The 20,626-nt window shown below is 62.5% G+C and carries 4 protein-coding genes (1 of these 4 running past the window's edge); 1 reads left to right on the top strand and 3 read right to left on the bottom strand.

Annotated features, from left to right (window positions below):
- Positions 1–205 precede the first annotated feature (205 nt).
- The gene (locus tag ACVVH8_RS12580) at positions 206–955 is read left to right on the top strand and encodes a helix-turn-helix transcriptional regulator (protein WP_475230485.1); all 750 of its coding nucleotides are present in this window, start codon (positions 206–208) and stop codon (positions 953–955) included.
- A 200-nt stretch (positions 956–1,155) separates the two neighbouring features.
- Here ACVVH8_RS12580 and ACVVH8_RS12575 read toward each other — a convergent pair whose 3' ends face one another.
- The 3 genes from ACVVH8_RS12575 to ACVVH8_RS12565 all read right to left on the bottom strand — a co-directional run.
- Entirely contained in the window at positions 1,156–3,114 is a 1,959-nt protein-coding gene (locus ACVVH8_RS12575) for a MacB family efflux pump subunit (protein ID WP_475230482.1), read from the bottom strand.
- Between the two features lie 2 nt (positions 3,115–3,116).
- Complete coding sequence (macA, locus tag ACVVH8_RS12570) at positions 3,117–4,265, bottom strand: macrolide transporter subunit MacA (protein WP_103303537.1); 1,149 nt, start codon at positions 4,263–4,265, stop codon at positions 3,117–3,119.
- A 66-nt stretch (positions 4,266–4,331) separates the two neighbouring features.
- On the bottom strand, positions 4,332–20,626 hold the 3' portion of the coding sequence (locus tag ACVVH8_RS12565; protein WP_475230479.1) for a non-ribosomal peptide synthase/polyketide synthase. 1,555 nt of this gene lie beyond the right edge of the window; the window shows 16,295 of its 17,850 coding nt (coding positions 1,556–17,850); the start codon falls outside the window, past its right edge — the gene reads right to left on this strand; the stop codon is at positions 4,332–4,334.

Here is a 20,626-nt window from a genome sequence, read left to right as displayed (position 1 = left end):
TCACTCAGACGTCACGGTGTTTCCGGCGCAGGACTTCGCAAGAGGGAGAAGCCATGCGGTTATTAACAAATAACCCCTTCATTCAGCCGTCACTCAAACGCTGTACTAGGATAGGATCCAATTCCTGCAGCAATTGTGCGTTCAAGGAGATCGTAGACGACGCTGCCGGGACGTTTGTAAACCCGCAAATTCATGGATGACGTATATGAATTCATACCTGTTCCCCCACATCGGCAAAGTCATTGCGAGTACCGGCAGCCGGCATTTCCCGCGCATGCTGCATGACCTCATCCGCACCCAACTGGCGGTCGATGCCACGCACATTCGCCAGATGCGCGTCGAACCCGTGGGGCGCACCGCGAGCCGCAGTGAATCCGAACCGATGAAAGATCCGGCTCTGCTGGCCGAAACGGTATTCTCCGAACACAGTACTGCGACGCCCGACGCTGTGTCGCCGCCTGAGTCTTCGGCGTGCGCAGACGCCTCGCAATTGCATCTGACCCGCCGTAAGGACGGTTACCGTTATGTGATTTCGGTGTACCGCAACGGTCAGTCGCAGCGCTTTTCCGCGCATGAACGCAGCCTCTTGCAAGACATTTCCCCGGTCCTGTTGCCGATGGTGGAAAAACACATCAACGCACTGCAGCCTGCCAGCATTGACGCCGGGCGTCCCTGCGAGGCCGCCGAAGGCTCGGGGCTGGAAACCCTGCGAGGGCGTTTTACCGAGCGCTTGCAGCAATTGGGGTTGAGCCTGTCGAATCGCGAAACCGAAGTGTGTGTCGGCCTGCTCGCCGGCCGCACCGCGCCGGAACTGGCCGAGCAGTTGCAGTTGAAGGTCAACACGGTGGAAAGCTATCTCAAACGTGCAGCCATCAAGCTCGGTATCAGCGGCCGTCATTCGCTGATGCGCTGGATGTATTCGCCAATGGAAACCTCCGCTTCAAGCGCTGCCTGACAATGCCGTTTATTGCGTACGACTTCAGATCCATCCCCCTCACCCCAGCCCTCTCCCCCAAGGGGGCGAGGGGGAAAGGGAGCCGATCTTCGCGGCTTGCAAAGCCGAGTTCGACTCGGTGGTTCAGGTCGGTGAAGCTCGCAAGTACGACTCGGTCAGTCCCCTCTCCCCCCGGGAGAGGGTTAGGGTGAGGGCCGTTTTCAATCCCGGGCCAACGCCTCGATCGGATCAAGTCGCGAGGCATTTCTTGCCGGCACGAAGCCAAATACAATGCCGATCAGCGTCGAGCAGACCACCGCCGTCAGCACCGACGTCAGCGAGAAAACCATTTCCCACTCTTTGATAAACACCGAAAACAGGTGGCCGATGGCGTAGGACAGCGTAATCCCGATCGCCCCGCCCAAAAGACAAACCATCACCGCCTCTACCAGAAACTGCTGGCGAATGTCCGATTGCCGGGCACCGACCGCCATGCGAATGCCGATCTCGCGCGTCCGCTCGGTCACCGACACCAGCATGATGTTCATCACCCCGATACCACCCACCACCAACGAAATCACCGCGATCAACGAGAGAAGCAACGCCAGCGAGCGGCTGGTTTTCTGCACTGTCTGCAAGACGCTGTCGAGGTTGTTGGTGAAGAAATCCTTGATGCCATGGCGTTGCAGCAACAACTGCGTGACATGTTCTTCGACCACTTTGCTTGGCTGACCGTCCTTCATGCGCACGCTGATGCTGTCCAGATAACGTTGGCCCAACACCCGCCCGGCGGCGGTTTCATAAGGCACCCAGACGTTGAGGGTCTTGCCCGAAGCGAAGAGATTTTTGTTCTCCGCCGCCACGCCGATCACCGTGCACGGCAGATTGCCGATCAGGATCACCTGCCCCAACGGGTCGACGCCGCCACCGAACAAGCGCTGACGCGTGTTGTGGTCGATTACTACCACTTGCGCCTGGCGCCGCGCATCGCTTTCGCTGAACGGGATGCCCTCGGCCATTTTGATGCCGCGTACCTGGAAGTACTGGTGACTGACGCCATTGACCTGTGCGTCCAGATCGATATTGCGATAGCGCAGCAACAGACTGCGGCCGATCATCGGCGTGGCACTGTCGACGTAATACAACTGATTCAGCGCCGTGACGTCGGCGGGCAACAGGGTTTCGATGGCGGCGGCGCGCTTGTCGCCGTAGCTGCTGCCGGGATAAATATCGATGGTATTGCTGCCGATGGCCGCGATGTCCTTGAGCACGTAGCGCTTGGCGCCCTCACCCACCGCCGAGATCGACACCACCGACGTGATGCCGATGACGATACCGAGCATGGTCAGCAACGTGCGCATGCGGTGCGAGATCAGCGCGACCCAGGCCATGCTGAACGCCTCTTTGAACAGGCCGAGGCTGGCAACCAGACGCCGTGAGGCCGTGGCTTTTGGCGTCACCGATTCTTCATCCGGCAGTTGCGTGGTGTCACGCACGTTGCTGCGATCGCTGAGAATTTCGCCGTCGCTGACCTCGATGATGCGCTCGGCGTTGGCCGCGACTTTCGGGTCGTGGGTCACCAGAATCACCGTGTGTCCGGCCGCGTGCAGTTCCAGCAGGATGCGCATCACTTCCTTGCCGCTGGCGGTGTCGAGCGCGCCGGTCGGTTCATCGGCGAGAATCACTTCGCCGCCGTTCATCAAGGCGCGGGCGATACTTACCCGCTGTTGCTGCCCGCCCGACAATTGGCTCGGCCGGTGGCTCAAGTGCTCCTGCAAGCCCAATCGCGCCAACAGCTCACGGGCTCGGGCATGGCGTTGCAGCTGTGGAATACCCGCGTAGATCGCTGGCATTTCGACGTTGTGCATGGCGCTCAGGTGCGGCAGCAAATGGTAACGCTGGAAGATGAAGCCGAAGTAATCGCGGCGCAGTTCCGCCAGCGCCTGATTATCCAGATCGCGGGTTTCCTGGCCGTTGATCTTGTAGCTGCCGGCAGTGGCGTAATCGAGGCAACCTAGCAGGTTCATCAACGTTGATTTACCCGAGCCCGAGGCGCCGATGATCGCCACCATTTCCCCGGCATTGATCGTCAGGTTGATATTTTTCAGCGCGAGAAATTCGCGGTCACCGGCGGTGAAACTGCGGGTGATGCCCGTGAGTTGGAGCAGCGGTTGCGTCATGTTCAAGCCCCCGCCACGTTGGTCACTGGATCACCAATCACCACACGATCACCCTCGGCCAGCCCCTCATTGACCTGCACCTTGACGTTATTGTTGATCCCGGTCTGCACGTTGCGCGACTGCGCATGGCCCTTGGCGTCCAGCACCCGCACCGGAAAACTGCCATCGGCATTGCGCGGGCCAAGCGCAGCCACCGGTACGGTCAGCACTGACTTGGCGGTGTCGAGGACGATGCGCACCTGCGCAGTCATCGAAATGCGCAGGCGGTGATCAGGGTTGGGCACTTCGAACAGCGCGTTATAGAACACCGCCGAGTTTTGCTTGGGCGTACCGGCGGGCGGCGTTTCCAGAAAGTTCTGCGGTGCCGGTTCGGTGCCGCGCAGCTTGCCGTAATAGCGCTTGTCCTCGCCGAGAATGGTGAAGTACACCTCCTGCCCCGGGGCGATGTGAATCACATCGGCCTCCGAAACTTGGGCCTTCACCGTCATGGTGTCCAGATCCGCCAGTTTCAGCAGGATCGGCGCCAACTGGTTAGCGATCACGGTCTGCCCTTCCTGGGTGACGATACCGACCACGTCGCCATCAATTGGCGCGACGATCCGCGTGTACGCCAGGTTGACCTTGGCGGTATCGATCTGGATGTGCGCACTCTTGATCTGCGCGTCCAGCGACAACAGATTGGCCTGCTGCACTTCGTAATCCGACTGCGCGGTTTCGAAATCCTGGCGAGAGATCGAGGCGTCTTCCTGCAGGTTTTTATAGCGTTCGTAAATCGCTTTGGTCTGCTTGAGCTGGGCCTGTGTGGCACGCTTTTGCGCTTGCAGGTTTTCCTCATCGACCTGGGCCTGACGCAGGGTGTTCTGCAACACCAGCGGATCGATTTCCGCCAGCCACTGGCCCTTTTTCACTTTGTCGCCGACCTTGACCTTGAGCGACTTCAACTGGCCGGAGACTTGCGCACCGACGTCCACTTGCTTGATGCCTTCGAGCAACCCGGTGGCGAGCACCGCGTTTTCGATATCACTGCGTTCGACCGTGGCGGTCAGGTACTGCGGTGCTTCAGCCGGCGCCTGCACCGTGTAGAACACCAATCCGGCCACCGCGGCCAACGCCAATCCCATACCGACTTTGCGCAACTTCGACTTTTCCATAAATGACCACAAGTCCGTTCAGGAGTGGGCCCGGCCAGCGGCCGGGCTCGGGTAGAGAAACAACATTCAGGACAGCGTTTCGTTGACCGGCACCGACAGGCCGTCATGCCACCACGCCGCGAGACTGAAGACGTTGGGCGCCTTGAGAATCGTGAAGTGATTGCCGGGCCCGTACCACACCGCCAGATCGTTGACCTGACGCTGCCAGCCTTCCAGGATCGCGGCCTGCTCGCGCTGATTGCCCCAGGCGTCCAGCGTCGGGTCGTCGACCAGCACCAGCCTGACCGGCCCGTGGTAGGCGAGTGTCGGTTGATAGACCGTGCGCAACGCCGTGGCGAAGGTCCGCACCGGGCCGTGCATGGCGTCTGCCGCAGCCTTTTCCGAAAGCACCCCGGCGCTCACCATGCCGGCATGCAGAAGACGCATCTGCGTCGTGTCATCGGCATTGGCAAAGGTCAGCGGGTCAATACCCAAGGACTTGCCGCTGGACAATTGCAGCGTTTCGATCAGACGCTCCAGCGCAGCCGTCGCCGTATACGGTTTACCAGCCGTGCCGTCGCCGCCGGGCGCCTCACTGTCGATCAACGTCAGCGACGCCACTGCACGCCCGGCAGCCTGCAACTGCGCCGCCATGGCGTGCGCCACCCAACCGCCGAACGAGTGGCCGATCAGGTGCACGGGCCCCTGCGGATAAACCTGCTCGATCGCCTGCAAATAAAACGCGGCAGCCGCCTCCACCTGACTGTGCGGCACACTGCTGCCATCCAGACCTCGCGGTTGCAGGCCGATGATCGGCCATTCCGGACCGAGCGCTTCGGTCAGGTGAATGAACCCGGTCACGCTGTCCCCCGCCCCCGGCACACAAAAGATCGGCGCATGCCCGACGTGCCCGGTCTGAATGGTCAGCAGTGGCTGATACAGCGCAGGTTCCGGCGCCACGGCAGCTTCCAGCGCCTGACTGATGGCTTGTCCGAGGGCCTGAATGTTCGGGTTTTTCATCATCGTGCGGTGATCGCCAGGGATATCGATACAGCGCAGCATTGCGCTGGCAAAACGTTCCTCCCATCCGCGCGTCGGACTCGGCACCGATTGCCCATCCATTAATTCCTGCGCGCGGAACAGATGGATTGTCTGGCTGGCCGGGCTGACCCGGTAATGCGCCAATGCCAGTCGATGCGCGGCTTCGCGCTCGAAGTAGTGTCTGGCATCGGCGGTGCTGACGGTCGCCAGTTCCGGATCCGTCAGTTGCTGCGCCAGGCAACGCTGGAACAGCTCATTGAAATCCAGTTGCCCGACTTCAGCCTCCAGCGCCTGCACACGCGCCAGCGCGGTTTGCCCCTCTGCACCGAGCATCATCGAACGCCCCCGGCAATGGCCCAGCAACTGGCGCTTGTCCAGCCCTTCACCGCTCCACATCGCCTTGTTCTGAGCCAGTGGGTTGGGCGCGTAGCTGTCGAGCATGCCGATGAACGCAACCGGCTCATCAAGGCCAAGCAATTGCTGGGCAACTTCAAGGGCCAACACCCCGCCGAATGACCATCCCGCCAGACGATATGGCCCGTGCGGCTGTACCGAACGGATGATCCCGACCAGACGCCGGGCCATGCACTCGATCGTGCGCAGTTGCGGCTCGCCGAGTGGCACGCCGGGCAAACCATAAATCGGGAACGCCCCGCCGATGTGCATGGCCAGTGCCGGAAAATACACCTCGCGACCGCTGAACTCGTGCATCAGAAACAGCGGCGTACCGTGATCCCCAGCGCGCACCACGACCAGTCCGTCGGGCTGTCCGGCAACGTCGCGGCGCTGATTCAGCAGCGCAGCGGCGGACTCGACGCTCGGGTGCTGGAACAACTGCGCCAGCGACACTGGCAAGCCTGCTCGCTGCATCAGATTGACCAGACGCACCGCCAGCAGCGAGTGCCCGCCCAACTCGAAGAAGTTGTCGTGACGCCCGACCTGCTCAACACCAAGCACTTGCGCCCAGATTCGCGCCAATGCCGTTTCGACTTCGCCTTGCGGCGCCACGTACGGACGGTTGATGAGCGCATCCACCCCCGGTTCAGGCAGCGCCTTGCGATCAACCTTGTCATTGGGCGTCAGCGGCAGAGCGTCGAGCAACACAAAAGCCCCGGGCACCATGTACTCCGGCAAGCGCTCCAGCACATGGGCGCGCAACACTTCCAGATCTGGCGCGGCAACGCCGGCACGCACGGTGTACCAGGCGACCAGACGCTCGTCGCGCACCATCACCACTGCTTGGTGGATCGCCGGGTGCTCGATCAGCCGAGCTTCGATTTCACCCGGTTCCAGGCGCAAGCCACGCAGCTTGATCTGGAAGTCGTTGCGGCCGAGGAATTCGAGGTCGCCATCGTTGTTGTAGCGCACCAGATCACCCGTTCGGTACAGCCGATCCCCCGACACAAAGGGGCTGTCGATGAAGCGCTCGGCCTGCATCTCGGGCAGTCCGTGATAGCCGCGCGCCACGCCCACGCCACCGATGTGCAACTGACCACTGACGCCCAGCGGCACTGGCTGATCGTGGGCATCGAGGACATACAGGCGCGTGTTGCTCAGTGCCTTGCCGATCGGCACCACACTGTCCGGCACCGGACTACCCGGCTCCAGCGTCCAGCCGCTGCTGTCGACTGTGGTTTCGGTTGGGCCGTAGACGTTGTGCAAACGCACCCACGGCAGGCGCTGACGCACCTGACGGGCCAGCGCCGCGCTGAGTTCGCCGCCACCATTGAGCACATCGGTGAGGCTGGTGCACTGGTCGACATCGTCCTGTTCGATGAAATGCTGGAGCAACGCCGGAACAAACTTGACTACCGTGACCTGATGCTCGCGAATGGTCTGCACCACATACGCCGAATCGCGGTTGCCGTCAGGTCGTGCCAGCACCAGACGCAGGCCGGAACACAGCGGCCAGAAGATCTCCCACACCGAGCTGTCGAAGCTGAACGGCGCTTTTTGCAGCAGCGCACCGTGCTCGGTGGGCGGACTGATCTGCGACCCCCAGTGCACCATGTTGCAGGCGCTGCGGTGCTCGATCATCACGCCTTTCGGCAGGCCGGTGGAGCCGGAGGTGTAGATCATGTAGGCAAGGCTGGACGCACTCAGGCCTGGCACCTGCGGATCGTGTTCGGCCTGTTGCTGCCAGGTGCTGCGATCAAGGTCGATCAGCGCGACCGCAGACGTTGCCAACAACGAGCGGGTAGCCGATTGCACCAGCACCGCTACCGGTGCGCTGTCCTTGAGCATGTAGGCCAGACGCTCCGCCGGATAACCCGGATCCAGCGGCACATACGCCCCGCCCGCCTTGAGAATGGCGAGCAGACCGACCACCAGATCCGGCCCGCGCTCGACGCAAATCGCCACGCGCGTGTCCGGCTGTACACCGATTTCGCGCAGATGATGAGCCAGTCGGTTGGCGCGCGCATTGAGCGCTTGATAAGTCAGGGAGCCTTGCTCGGATTGCACGGCAACGGCGCCCGGTTTACGCCGAACCTGGGCTTCGAACAACGCCTGAAGCGGCTGCTCCAGCGGACACTCGGCCTCGGTCGCGTTGTACTCGACCAGCAATCGCTGAAGCTCCTCCGGCGCCGGCAACGGCAGGTGTTCCAGTACCGTTTGATCATCGCTGACCAGCGCCGCCAGCAGTCGCTGGAAGTACCCGACATAGCGCTGGATCGTCGCCTCGTCGAACAGCGCCGTGGCGTAGTTCAGCGCACCGCGAATCCCGCCCGGATAGTCGCCGAGGGTCAACGACAGGTCGAATTTGACAAAATGGTTTGGGCTGGCGACACCTTCGAGCGTCATGTCGCCGAGGGTCAGGCTTGGGCCGTCGTTGTTGTTCCAGCTCAACAGGGTCTGGAACAACGCGCTGTGGGACAGGCTGCGGACCGGTCTGGTGATTTCCACCACTTGTTCGAACGGCAAATCCTGATGCGCCTGGGCTTGCAGGGTCTGCGCCTTGACCCGCGCCAGCAACGCCTCACCGCTTAGCTCGCCGGACGTGTCGATGCGTAGTGCCAGGGTGTTGACGAACATGCCGATCAAACCTTCGATCTCGGCGCGGGTACGGTTGGCCACCGGCGAGCCGATCACCACGTCGGACTGGCCGGACAAGCGCGCGAGCAATATCGCCCATGTGCTCATGACCACCATGTATGGCGTGACGGCGCGTCGCTGGCACAGCGCCTTGAGGCCGGCGCTGGTCTGTTCGTCCAGCTGTACTTCGACACTGCCGCCGCTGTAATCCTGCTGCGCCGGACGCGGACGGTCGGTCGGCAGGCTCAACAAGGCCGGAGCGCCGGCGAGGTTCTGTTGCCAGTAATCAGACTGACGCTGCAACACTTCACCGCTGAGCCAGCGGCGCTGCCACACCGCGTAGTCGGTGTATTGCAGAGCCAGCGGTGGCAGCGGATCGGCTTCACCACGGCTGAACGCCTGATACAGCGCCATCAGCTCGCGAGTCAGCACGCCCATCGACCAGCCGTCGGAGATGATGTGGTGCATCGTCAGCAACAGCACATGGTGATCGTCGGCCAGACGCACCAGCCGGCCGCGCACCAGTGGATCATGCTCCAGGTTGAACGGCGCGCACGCTTCGGCTTCGCTCAGTTGCTGCAACGCCTCGTCGGCTTGCGGATGCTCACGCAAATCTGCGACTTGCAGCAACAGACCGGTGTCGACCGGCAGGATCAGCACTTGTGCCTGATCGTTGTGCGGGGTGAAGCGGCTGCGCAGGGTTTCATGGCGGGCGACGATTCGCGCCAGCGCCCGTTGCAAGGCGTCTTCATCGAGGCGCCCGCGCAGACGCAGACCCACCGGTATGTTGTACGCCGAGTTGCCACCGCCCATCTGTGCGAGGAACCACAGACGTTGCTGGGCAAACGACAGCGGCAGCGCTTGATCACGTGGTGCCGGCACAATATCCGGCAGCGTGCTGCGGCCGGCTCGACCGAGGACTTCGGCGACGGCGGCCAGTTGCGAGTTGGCGAACAGATCGGCCAACGCCAGTTCCACACCCATTTGCTGACGCACCTGGGACAACATGCGCATCGCCAGCAGTGAATGACCGCCGAGTTCGAAAAAGTTGTCGTGCCGGCCGACCTGCCCGACCTGCAACACCTCGGACCAGACGGCGGCGAGGCTTGCTTCCAGTGGATTGGCCGGGGCCTCGTAGATTCGACTGAGCATCGCCTCCTGCGTCGGTGCCGGCAGCGCCTTGCGGTCGACCTTGCCATTGTTGTTCAGCGGCAATACGTCGAGCCGCACCCACGCCGTCGGCACCATGTATTCCGGCAGGCGCGCCTGCAACTGCGCGTGCAGATCGGCACTGTCCAGCGCCTCGTCGTGAGCGGTGTAGTACGCCACCAGACGCGTGGTTTCCTGGCCATCGCGGCGCGCCAGCACCACCGCTTCCTTGATGCCCGGGCAGTTCAGCAGGCGGTTTTCGATTTCGCCCAGCTCGATGCGGAAACCACGGATTTTCACCTGATCGTCATTGCGCCCGAGGCAATCGAGTTGCCCCGGCGCTATCCAGCGCGCGAGGTCGCCGGTGCGATACAGCAGTGCGCCGGGCGTGTCGCTGAAAGGATCACGGAGGAATTTTTCCGCAGTCAGCTCCGGCCGGTTCAAGTAACCCAGCGCCACACCCTGCCCGCCAATGCACAGCTCGCCGGTCACGCCCATCGGCACGGGTTGCTGATGAGCGTCGAGGACATACACCTGAGTGTTGGCGATCGGCCCGCCAATCGGCACGCTTTCGGCATTTTCGGCCACTTCATCGACTTCGAAGCTCGTGGCGAACGTGGTGGTTTCGGTCGGGCCGTAGCAATTCAAGATGCGCAACGCTGGCGCCTCGGCCAGCATTCGGCGGAACGCGGTCGGATCGCCGCGCTCACCGCCGCACAACAGAATGCGCAAGCCTTTGAGCGCCTGCGGGATCAGTTGCACGTACTGGTTGAACAGCGCGGTGGTGAGGAACAGGATCGTCGCCCCGGAGCTGCTCAGTTCTCGGCCGAAAGCATTCGGATCAAGCAAGGTTTGATGATCGATGACCACCACTCGCCCGCCGTTGAGCAACGGCCCCCAGATGTCCATGGTGCTGGCATCGAACGCCGGGTTCGAAGCGAACACAACGCGGTCCTGCGGATTGAAATCGGCATAACCGTTGTTGATCACCAAGCGGCCGATGCCACGGTGCGGCACCATCACGCCTTTCGGCATACCGGTGGAGCCGGAGGTGTACATGATGTACGCCAGCGATTCGGATGACTGCAACAGGTTCGGGTTATGCGTCGGCTGCCCGCTGAGCTTCAGCCTGTCCAGGTCGATGCGCGATGCCGGATAGTCGATGACTTCGCTGCTCAGCGTCAGCAATGCCACCGCCCGACAATCCTCGACCATGAACGCCTGACGCTCGCTCGGCGCGTTGATGTCCAGCGGCACGTAGGCTGCCGCGCACTTGGCAATCGCCAGTTGCGCGACCAGCAATTCCAGCGAGCGTGGCAACAGGATCGCCACATGATCGCCCGGTTGCACGCCTTGGCCGATCAGATGATGGGCCAGGCGATTGGCCTGCGCGTTCAGTTCAAAGTAGCTCAGCGAGTGCGCACCATGCACCGCTGCGACAGCTTTCGGATGCGCCGCGACCTGCTGCTGGAAAATCCCGTGCACGGTCAGCGTCTGCGGATATTCACGCGCCGTGGCGTTGAAATCCGTCAACAGGCGTTGACGCTCATCCGGCGCCAGCAGTGGTACGTGTTCCAGTACGGTGTGATCAGCGCCGACCATCGCTTCCAGCAGCCGCTGGAAATAGTCGACATAGCGCTGGATCGTCGATTCGTCGAACAATGCCGTGGCGTAGTTCAGCGAACCACGTATCACCCCGTTGACCTCCCCCAGCGTCAGGGTCAGGTCGAATTTGGCGACATCGTCCATCCCGGCCACACCTTCCAGCGACAGATCGCCGAGGACCAGACGCGGCCCGACGCTGCTGTCCCAACTCAACGTGGTCTGGAACAACGGGCTGTGTGCCAGACTGCGCACCGGCCGGACAATTTCCACCACCTGCTCGAATGGCAGGTCCTGATGCCCCTGGGCCTCAAGTGTTCGCGCCTTGACCTGCGCCAACAGCGCTTCGACGTTCGGTTCGCCCGAGGTGTCGATACGCAACGCGAGGGTGTTGACGAACATGCCGATCAACCCTTCGATCTCGGCACGGGTACGGTTGGCCACCGGTGAGCCGATCACCACATCGGACTGCCCGGACAGACGACTCATCAACAGCGCCCAGGCGCCGGTCATGGTCATGAACAAGGTCACCCCATGACGCTGGCTCAAGGCCTTGAGCGCTGCACTCAAGCGCGCGTCCAACAACACTTCGACGTTGCCGCCGGTGTAATCCTGTTGCGCCGGGCGCGGCCGATCGGTCGGCAGGGTCAACAGCGCGGGCGCACCGGCGAGGGTCTGCTGCCAGTAATCGCTTTGCCGCTGCAGTACCTCGCCACTGAGCCAGCGCCGTTGCCACACGGCGTAGTCGCCGTATTGCAATGCCAGCGGCGGCAACGGATCTGCCTCGCCATGGCTGAACGCTTGATACAGCGCCATCAGCTCGCGAGTCAGCACGCCCATTGACCAACCGTCGGCGACAATGTGATGCACGGTCAACAACAGCACATGGTGATCGTCGGCCAGACGCACCAGCCGTCCGCGAATCAGCGGATCGCTTTGCAAATCGAATGCGGCCGAGGCTTCCTGCGTCATCAATGTCTCCAAGGCAGGCTCGGCTTGCGGGTGTTGGCGCAGGTCTTCAACGCGCAGCAGCAAATCGCTGCCGACCGGCGCAATCGACACCTGCGCGGTGTCGTCGATGCTGACAAAACGGCTGCGCAATGTTTCGTGACGAGCAACGATCCGCGTCAACGCCCGTTGCAGCGCATCGGCGTCGAGACGGCCGCGCAGACGCAGGCCGATGGGGATGTTGTACGCCGAGTTGCCACCCTGCATCTGCGCCAAAAACCACAGGCGTTGCTGGGCGAAAGACAGGGGCAACGCTTGATCACGCGGCGCCGGGAGTATTTCCGGCAGCGTGCTGCGTCCGGCGCGACTCAGCGTCGCGGCCACGGCGTGCAATTGCGCATCGGCAAACAGATCGCTCAGCGCCAGCTCTACACCGAGGCGCTGACGTACCAGCGAGACCATGCGCATCGCCAGCAACGAATGGCCGCCCAGTTCAAAGAAGTGATCGTGACGGCCGACCTGCTCGACCTGCAGCACTTCAATCCAGATTTGCGCCAGAACGCTTTCCAACTCGCCTTGCGGCGCCGTGTACTCACGGATAAGCAACGCAGCATCATCAGGCTTGGGTAAGGCTTTACGATCAACCTTGCCGTTGTTGTTCAGCGGCAGTACATCGAGTTGCACCCACGCCGTCGGCACCATGTATTCCGGCAGCAGAGCTTGCAACTGAGCGTGCAGATCCGCGCTGTCGAGACTGTCGCCAGTCACCGTGTAATACGCCACCAGTCGTGCGTTCTCCTGGCCATCGCGGCGCGCCAGCACCACCGCTTCCTTGATGCCCGGGCAGTTCAGCAGGCGGTTTTCGATTTCGCCCAGCTCGATGCGGAAACCACGGATTTTCACCTGATCGTCATTGCGCCCGATGCAATCGAGTTGCCCCGGCGCCAGCCAGCGTACGAGGTCGCCAGTGCGATACAGCAGCGCGCCGGGTCTGTCGCTGAACGGGTCATGAAGGAATTTCTCGGCGGTCAGCTCCGGCCGATTCAAATAGCCCAGCGCCACCCCTTGCCCGCCGATGTACAACTCTCCGGTCACGCCCATGGGTACCGGTTGCTGATGGGCGTCGAGCACGTACACCTGAGTATTGGAAATCGGACCGCCAATCGGCACGCTTTCGGCGTTTTCCGCGACGTCATGCACGGCAAACGTTGTCGCGTAAGTGGTGGTTTCGGTCGGGCCGTAGCAATGCACGATGCGTAACGCTGGCGCCTCGGCCAGCAGCCGGCGGAACGCTGCCGGATCGCCGCGCTCACCGCCACACAGCAGGATGCGCAGGCCTTTGAGCGCCTGCGGAATCAGTTGCACGTACTGGTTGAACAGCGCGGTGGTGACGAACAGGATCGTCGCCCCGGAGCTGCTCAGTTCTCGGCCGAAAGCATTTGGATCAAGCAGGGTCTGATGATCGATGACCACCACTCGCCCGCCGTTCAACAGCGGCCCCCAGATGTCCATGGTGCTGGCGTCGAACGCCGGGTTCGAGGCGAACACAACGCGGTCCTGCGGATTGAAATCGGCGTAACCGTTGTTGATCACCAACCGGCCGATGCCACGGTGCGGCACCATCACGCCTTTCGGCGTACCGGTGGAGCCGGAGGTGTACATGATGTACGCCAGCGATTCCGAGGATTGCACCAGGTTCGGGTTGTGCGTCGGTTGCCCGCTGAGTGTCAGCCTGTCGAGATCGATGCGCGGCGCGGCGTAGTCGATCACTTCGCGGCTCAGGGTCAACAGCGCCACTGCCTGGCAGTCTTCAACCATGAATGCCTGACGTTCGCTTGGCGCATTGATGTCCAGCGGCACGTAGGCCGCCGCGCACTTGGCAATCGCCAGTTGCGCGATCAGCAGGTCCAGCGAACGCGGCAGCAGGATTGCCACATGGCTGCCCGGTTGCACGCCTTGCGCGATCAGGTGATGGGCCAATTGGTTGGCCCGGGTGTTCAACTCAAAGTAACTCAACGATTGCTCACCATGCACCGCTGCCACAGCTTGTGCGTGCGCTACGGCTTGGCGCTCGAACAAGCCGTGCACTGTCAGCGATTGCGGGTATTCACGCTCTGTTGCATTGAGCTCGACCAATAACTGATGCCGCTCTGCGGCAGGCACCACTGACAAGCGATCAAAACCCACGTGCGGCGTGTGCTCCAGCGTATCGAGCAATGCACCCAAAGCATTTTGCATGTATCCGCAGATCCGCTGCGCATCGATGCCGGCAGCGGCCAAGACCTTGAGGCTGAAATCCTCGCCGAGGTCATCCACGCTGAGGGTCAGGCGATAGTTGGTGTGCTCCTCGGCCTCAAGCAACTGCATCCCCTGCCATGCTGCTTGCGCCTCGGCGGAGGTCGGCCCGAGCGGTGCGCTGTGACGATAATTGAGCAATGCGCTGAACAGCGGCGTGCCCGACGGCATCGCGCTGCATTGTTGTACCTGCGCCAATTGCGCATGCTCATGGGCCAATAACTGACTCAGGCGTTTATGGGTCGCCAGTGCGGCGCCTTTGACGCTATGTCCGTTCAGTTCGATGCACAGCGGCAGGGTGTTGATGAACACCCCGAGCGCTCGCTCTGAACCTTCACCGCCCTGCAATCGGCCGAGTAAAACCGTGCCGAACACCACGGCTTCGCGGCCGGACAGTTGCCCCAGCACCTGCGCCCAGGCGAGGTGCATCAGGCTGGCCGCGCTGACACCCAGGCGCCGTGCCTGCTGACGTACGCTGTGGCTGAGTGTGCTTTGCAGCGTCAGTTGTGCCTCTTGCGCAGGTCCGTCGTCCGCCAGGTGCTGGCCGTACGGCAAGGTCGGTTCATCGATATTGCCGAGCATTTCGCGGAAGAAGTCCTGGTGATCCTGCTCGCTCACCCCGGAACGGGTGTGCGCCACGTAATTGCGGTACGGCACCGGCTCGCTCAGATGCTGTGGCTGACCCAGCAGAAACGCCTGCATCTCGTGTTGCAGCACTTCAAGCGCGACGTGATCCATCACCAGATGATGGAACAGCAGCAACGCGACCACGCGCTGGTTGCCTGCATCGCGGCTGTACACCACGCGCATCAGCGGTGCCTCGGTGACGGGCATGCGGTATTTATCGACGGTGAAGCGCGCGCGCAATTGACTCAGCGCATCAGCCGAATCAGCGTCAAGTTCCAGCGCCTCGCAGCTCAGCGAAGCCTGACGCCAGACCACTTGCACCGGCTGTTCCAGGCCTTCCCAGAACAGCGATGTGCGCAGAATGTCATGGCGTTCGATCACCCGTTGCAGCGCCGCGACAAATGCCTGCAAACGCTGCTCATCGGCGAAGGCAAACTGCGCTTGCAGAACATACGGATCGCCCTGAGCCGCCGCCAGATGATGGAACAGAATCCCGGTCTGCAACGGTGCCAGCGGATAGATATCCTGCACATTCAGGGCACCGCCGGGGACGCTCGCCACGATTCTGTCGATAGTCGCCTGATCCAGCGCGATCAGCGGCAGCAACTCAGGAGTGATGTGCGTGCAGTCCGGCGGGATGAGATTGGCCGGGACAGCCGCTTCAGGTTCCCCGCCCACGGCTGCGGCCAGCGCCGCCAGGGTAGGCTGGCCGAACAGCACGCGAATATCCGCCGACAGGCCGGCCCGGCGCATGCGTGCGACCAGATTGACCGCCATCAACGAATGCCCGCCCAGTTCAAAGAAGTGGTCGTGGCGCCCTACCCGCTCGACCTTCAACAGCTCGGCCCAGAGCCCGGCAATCACTGTTTCGACTTCACCGACCGGGGCTTCGTACTCGCGCTTCAGCAGCGCGGTCTGGTCCGGTACCGGCAAGGCTTTGCGGTCCAGTTTGCCGTTGGGGCTCAGCGGCAAGGCTTCCAGATGCACGAACACGGCGGGCACCATGTAGTCCGGCAGATGCGTGAGCAATTCGCTGCGCAACTGCTCGATCAGCAAGGCTTCGCCGCTGTAGTACGCCACCAGCCGCTGATCGCCCGGCAGGTCTTCACGGGCCAGCACGGCGGCTTCGCGCACGCCGTCGACCTGCGCCAGATGCGCCTGAATCTCGCCGAGTTCGATGCGCAAACCACGGATCTTGACCTGGTCGTCATTGCGCCCCAGGTATTCGATATTGCCGTCAGCCAGATAGCGCGCGACGTCGCCGGTACGGTACAGGCGCGCGCCCGGTTGCTCGCTGAACGGGTCGTTGAGGAAGCGTTCGGCTGTCAGCTCGGGCCGGTTCAGATAACCCCGCGTCACCTGCACGCCGCCGAGATACATCTCGCCGACGACACCGAATGGCACCGGTTGCTGATAAGCATCAAGGATGTACACGCGGGTATTGCACAGCGGTTTGCCGATCGGTGGCGCGGCTTCCGGTACCGGCGTATTCGGCTCCAGCGTCCACACCGTGCTGTCGACGGTGGCCTCGGTCGGGCCGTAGACGTTATGCAGGCGAACGTGCGGCAGGCGCACGCGCACACTGCGCACCAACGCAGCGGTCAACTCGCCGCCACCACAGAACAGATCGGTCAGGCTGCTGCATTCGCCGACATCCTCGACTTCGAGGAACTGCTGCAACAGCGCCGGCACAAACTGAACGACATTGACCTGTTGCTCGCGAATGAGCTGCACCAGCGCCGCCGGGTCGCGGTGCCCGTCGGGGCTGGCGAGGACCAGACTCATGCCCGTGGTCAACGGCCAGAACAGCTCCCAGACCGAAGCGTCGAAGCTGAATGGGGTTTTCTGCAACAGCGCGGCACCGGTTGAAAGCGGACACAGGCTGGCGCTCCAGTGCAGCAGATTGCTCAGGTTGCGGTGCTCGACCATCACGCCTTTCGGGGTGCCGGTGGAGCCTGAGGTGTAAATCACATACGCCAGATTCGCAGCGCTCAGGTCTGGCACCTGCGGATTGCTCTGCGGCAGGTTGTGCCAGGTGCATTGGTCGAAATCGATCAGCACCGCCGCAGATTCGCCGATCAGCGTACGCGTCGCCGAATGCACCAGCACGGCTACCGGCGCGCTGTCCTCGAGCATGTAGGCCAGACGCTCGGCGGGATAACCCGGATCCAGCGGCACATAAGCGCCGCCGGCCTTGAGAATGGCCAGCAAACCGACCAGCAATTGCGGTCCGCGCTCGACGCAGATCGCCACCCGCGAATCGCTGCCCACACCGCACTCGCGAAGATGATGCGCAAGCTGGTTGGCGCGGCGGTTCAACTCGGCATAACTCAAACGCAACTCAGCGCACACCACGGCGTCAGCCTCTGGCGTGCGCAAGACCTGCGCCTCGAAGCGGTCATGGACAGTCTGCTCAAGATCATGCTCGATGGCGGTCGAGTTCAGATCAACCAGCAAATGCCGGCGCTCTTCGTCCGCCAACAACTCGACCTGCGCCAGCACCGCTTGATCGTTGCTGACCATCGCTTGCAACAAGCGCTGGAAGTAACCGACATATCGCTGGATCGTCACCTCATCGAACAAGGCAATGGCGTATTCCAGCGAACCGCGAATGCCGTCCGCAGCCTCCGCCAGGGTCAACGACAGATCGAATTTGGCAAAATGGCTCGGCTCGGCGACGCTTTCCAGCGTCAGATCACCCAGGCTCAGGCCAGTGCCGTGGCCGCTTTCCCAGCTGAACATCACCTGGAACAACGGGCTGTGCGCCATGCTGCGCAGCGGTTTGGTGATTTCCACCACTTGCTCGAACGGCAGATCCTGATGCGCCTGCGCCGCCAGTGTCTGCGCCTTGACTCGCGCCAGCAACGCCTCGCTGCTCAACTCACCGGAGGTATCGATGCGCAGCGCGAGGGTGTTGACGAACATGCCGATCAAGCCCTCGATCTCGACGCGGTTACGGTTGGCGACAGGCGAACCGATGACCACTTCCGACTGCCCGGACAAACGACTCAGCAGGCTCGCCCATGCGCTGATCATCAGCATGTACATCGTCACGCCGTGGCGCTGGGACAGGGCTTTGAGCCCGGCACTCAAACGCTCGTCGAGCAGCACATCGACGGTGCTGCCGGCGAAATCCTGTTCTGCCGGGCGCGGTCGATCGGTCGGCAGCATCAACAGCGCCGGCGCGCCGGCCAACGTTTGTTGCCAGTATTCGCTCTGGCGCTGCAACACCTCACCACTGAGCCAGCGGCGCTGCCACACCGCGTAATCGGTGTATTGCAGCGCCAGCGGCGGCAGCGGATCGGGCTGACCGTGACTGAACGCCTGATACAACGCCATCAACTCACGGGTCAAAACACCCATCGACCAGCCATCGGAGATGATGTGGTGCAGGGTCAGCAACAGCACATGGTGATCATCGGCCAGACGCACCAGCCGCCCACGAATCAGCGGGTCGTCCTGCAAGTCGAAAGGCCCGGAAGCTTCGCCCTGAATCAGCGCCAACAAGGTTTTCTCAGGTTGCGGGTGTTGCCGCAGATCTTCGACGCGCAACAGCAAACCGCTGTCGACCGGGGCAATCAATACCTGTGCTTCGTCGTTGAACTGGGCAAAACGGCTGCGCAGGGTTTCGTGGCGGGCAACGATGCGGCCCAGCGCTTGTTGCAGCGCCTCTTCGTTGAGATGGCCACGCAGGCGCAGGCCGATGGGAATGTTGTACGCGGTGTTGGCGCCTTCCATTTGCGCCAGAAACCATAACCGTTGCTGGGCGAACGACAGCGGCAAAGCACCGTCACGGGCCACCGGCACAATCTCCGGTTGCGTGCTGCGCCCGGCTTGCGCCACCGCTGCGGCAACCGCCGCCAGTTCAGCGTTGGCGAACAGATCGCCCAACGCCAGTTCTACCCCGAGGCGTTGGCGAACCTGGGAAACCATGCGCATCGCCAGCAATGAATGGCCGCCGAGTTCGAAAAAGTGATCCTGACGCCCGACTCGCTCAACCTGTAGCACTTGTGCCCAGATCTGTGCCAGTGCGGTTTCCAGCTCATTGTGTGGCGCCTCGTATTCGCGGGTGAACAGCGCCGCACGATCAGGCGTGGGCAGTGCCTTGCGGTCGACCTTGCCATTGGCCGTCAGTGGCAACGCGTCGAGTTTGACGAAGGCCACCGGCACCATGTAATCCGGCAACTGCGTCAACAGGTGCGCGCGCAACTCGGCCACGGCCAGCGGTTCGACCTGCGCCTGCTCGGTGAAATAGGCGACCAGGCGCGGCTGGCCCGGTTCGTCTTCGCGGGCCAGCAGCACCGCTTCCTGGATGCCGGGCAACTGGTTGAGGCGGGTTTCGATTTCGCCAAGTTCGATGCGCACGCCACGGATTTTCACCTGATCGTCATTGCGTCCCAGGTAATCAATCGTGCCGTCGGCGCGCCAACGGGCGAGGTCCCCGGTGCGATACATGCGCGCATTCGCCGCGCTGCTGAATGGATCGTCGAGGAAGCGCTCGGCCGTCAGATCGGCACGATTCAGATAGCCACGCGCAACACCCGCACCACCGACATACAACTCGCCCATGACGCCAATCGGCACCGGACGTTGTTGTTCATCGAGCAGATACACCGTGGCATTGGCGACCGGTTTGCCGATGTGCAGCGCATCACCCGCCTCGATCCGGCCAGAGGTGGCGACCACCGTGGCTTCGGTCGGGCCATAGTTGTTGATCACGTCGAATTGCTGGTTGCGGCTGAACTGCCGCAAGCGGTCGCCACCGATCAGCAGTGTGCGCAACGTCGGGTGCTCGAGGTTTTGGCTGAAGGCGTATTCGGCCACTGGCGTCGGCAGGAAACTCACGTCCAGCGGCTGGGCGCGCCACCAATCGAGCAGCGCGTCGATGTCTTCGCTGCCTTCGTGAGTCGGTGCCAGATGCAGGGTCGCGCCGGCACACAACGCCGGCCAGACTTCCCACGCCATCGCGTCGAAACCGAACCCGGCAAGGCTCGATGTGTGGCGACCGGCGCACAGGTCAAACGCGGTGCAGTGCCAGTCGACCAGATTCGACAGTGTGCGGTGTTCGACCATCACGCCTTTCGGCAAGCCGGTGGACCCGGAGGTGTAGATCACGTACGCCAGGTGCGCGCTGGTCAGGCCCGGCACCTGCGGATCAGCGGTCACGCTCAGCGGCCAGGCGCGCTGATCGAGGTCGATCACCGGCACATTCAGCGCCGGCAAGCGCTGGTGCAAAGTGCTCTGGGTGAGGATCACAACCGGGGCGCTGTCACTCAGCAAGTAGTGCAGACGATCTGCCGGATGCGCCGGGTCGATCGGCACGTAACCGGCGCCCGCCTTGAGAATCGCCAGCAGCCCGACCAGGGTATCGAGGCCTCGCCGGGCGACGATGGCGACACGATCATCGGGTTTCACCCCGAGTTCGATCAAGTGATGCGCCAGCGCATTGGCCTGCCGGTTGAGCTCGGCATAACTCAATGGCTTATCGAGAAAAACCGCCGCCACGGCTTCCGGCCGCTGCACCACTTGCGCCTCGAAACGTTGCGCGATGGTCAGCGTTGCCGGGTAGTCGGCGTGGGTGGCATTGAACGCCAGCAAGACTTGCTCGCGCTCGGCCGCCGGCAGAATCGGCAGCTGGTTGAGCGCGGTGTCCTGCGCTTGCTCCAGCGCCAGCACCAGACTTTCCA

The organism is Pseudomonas trutticola BRTCR10, from assembly GCF_056155105.1.
Note: the sequence above shows the minus strand (reverse complement) of the source record. Positions and strands in the feature narration are given on the sequence as shown.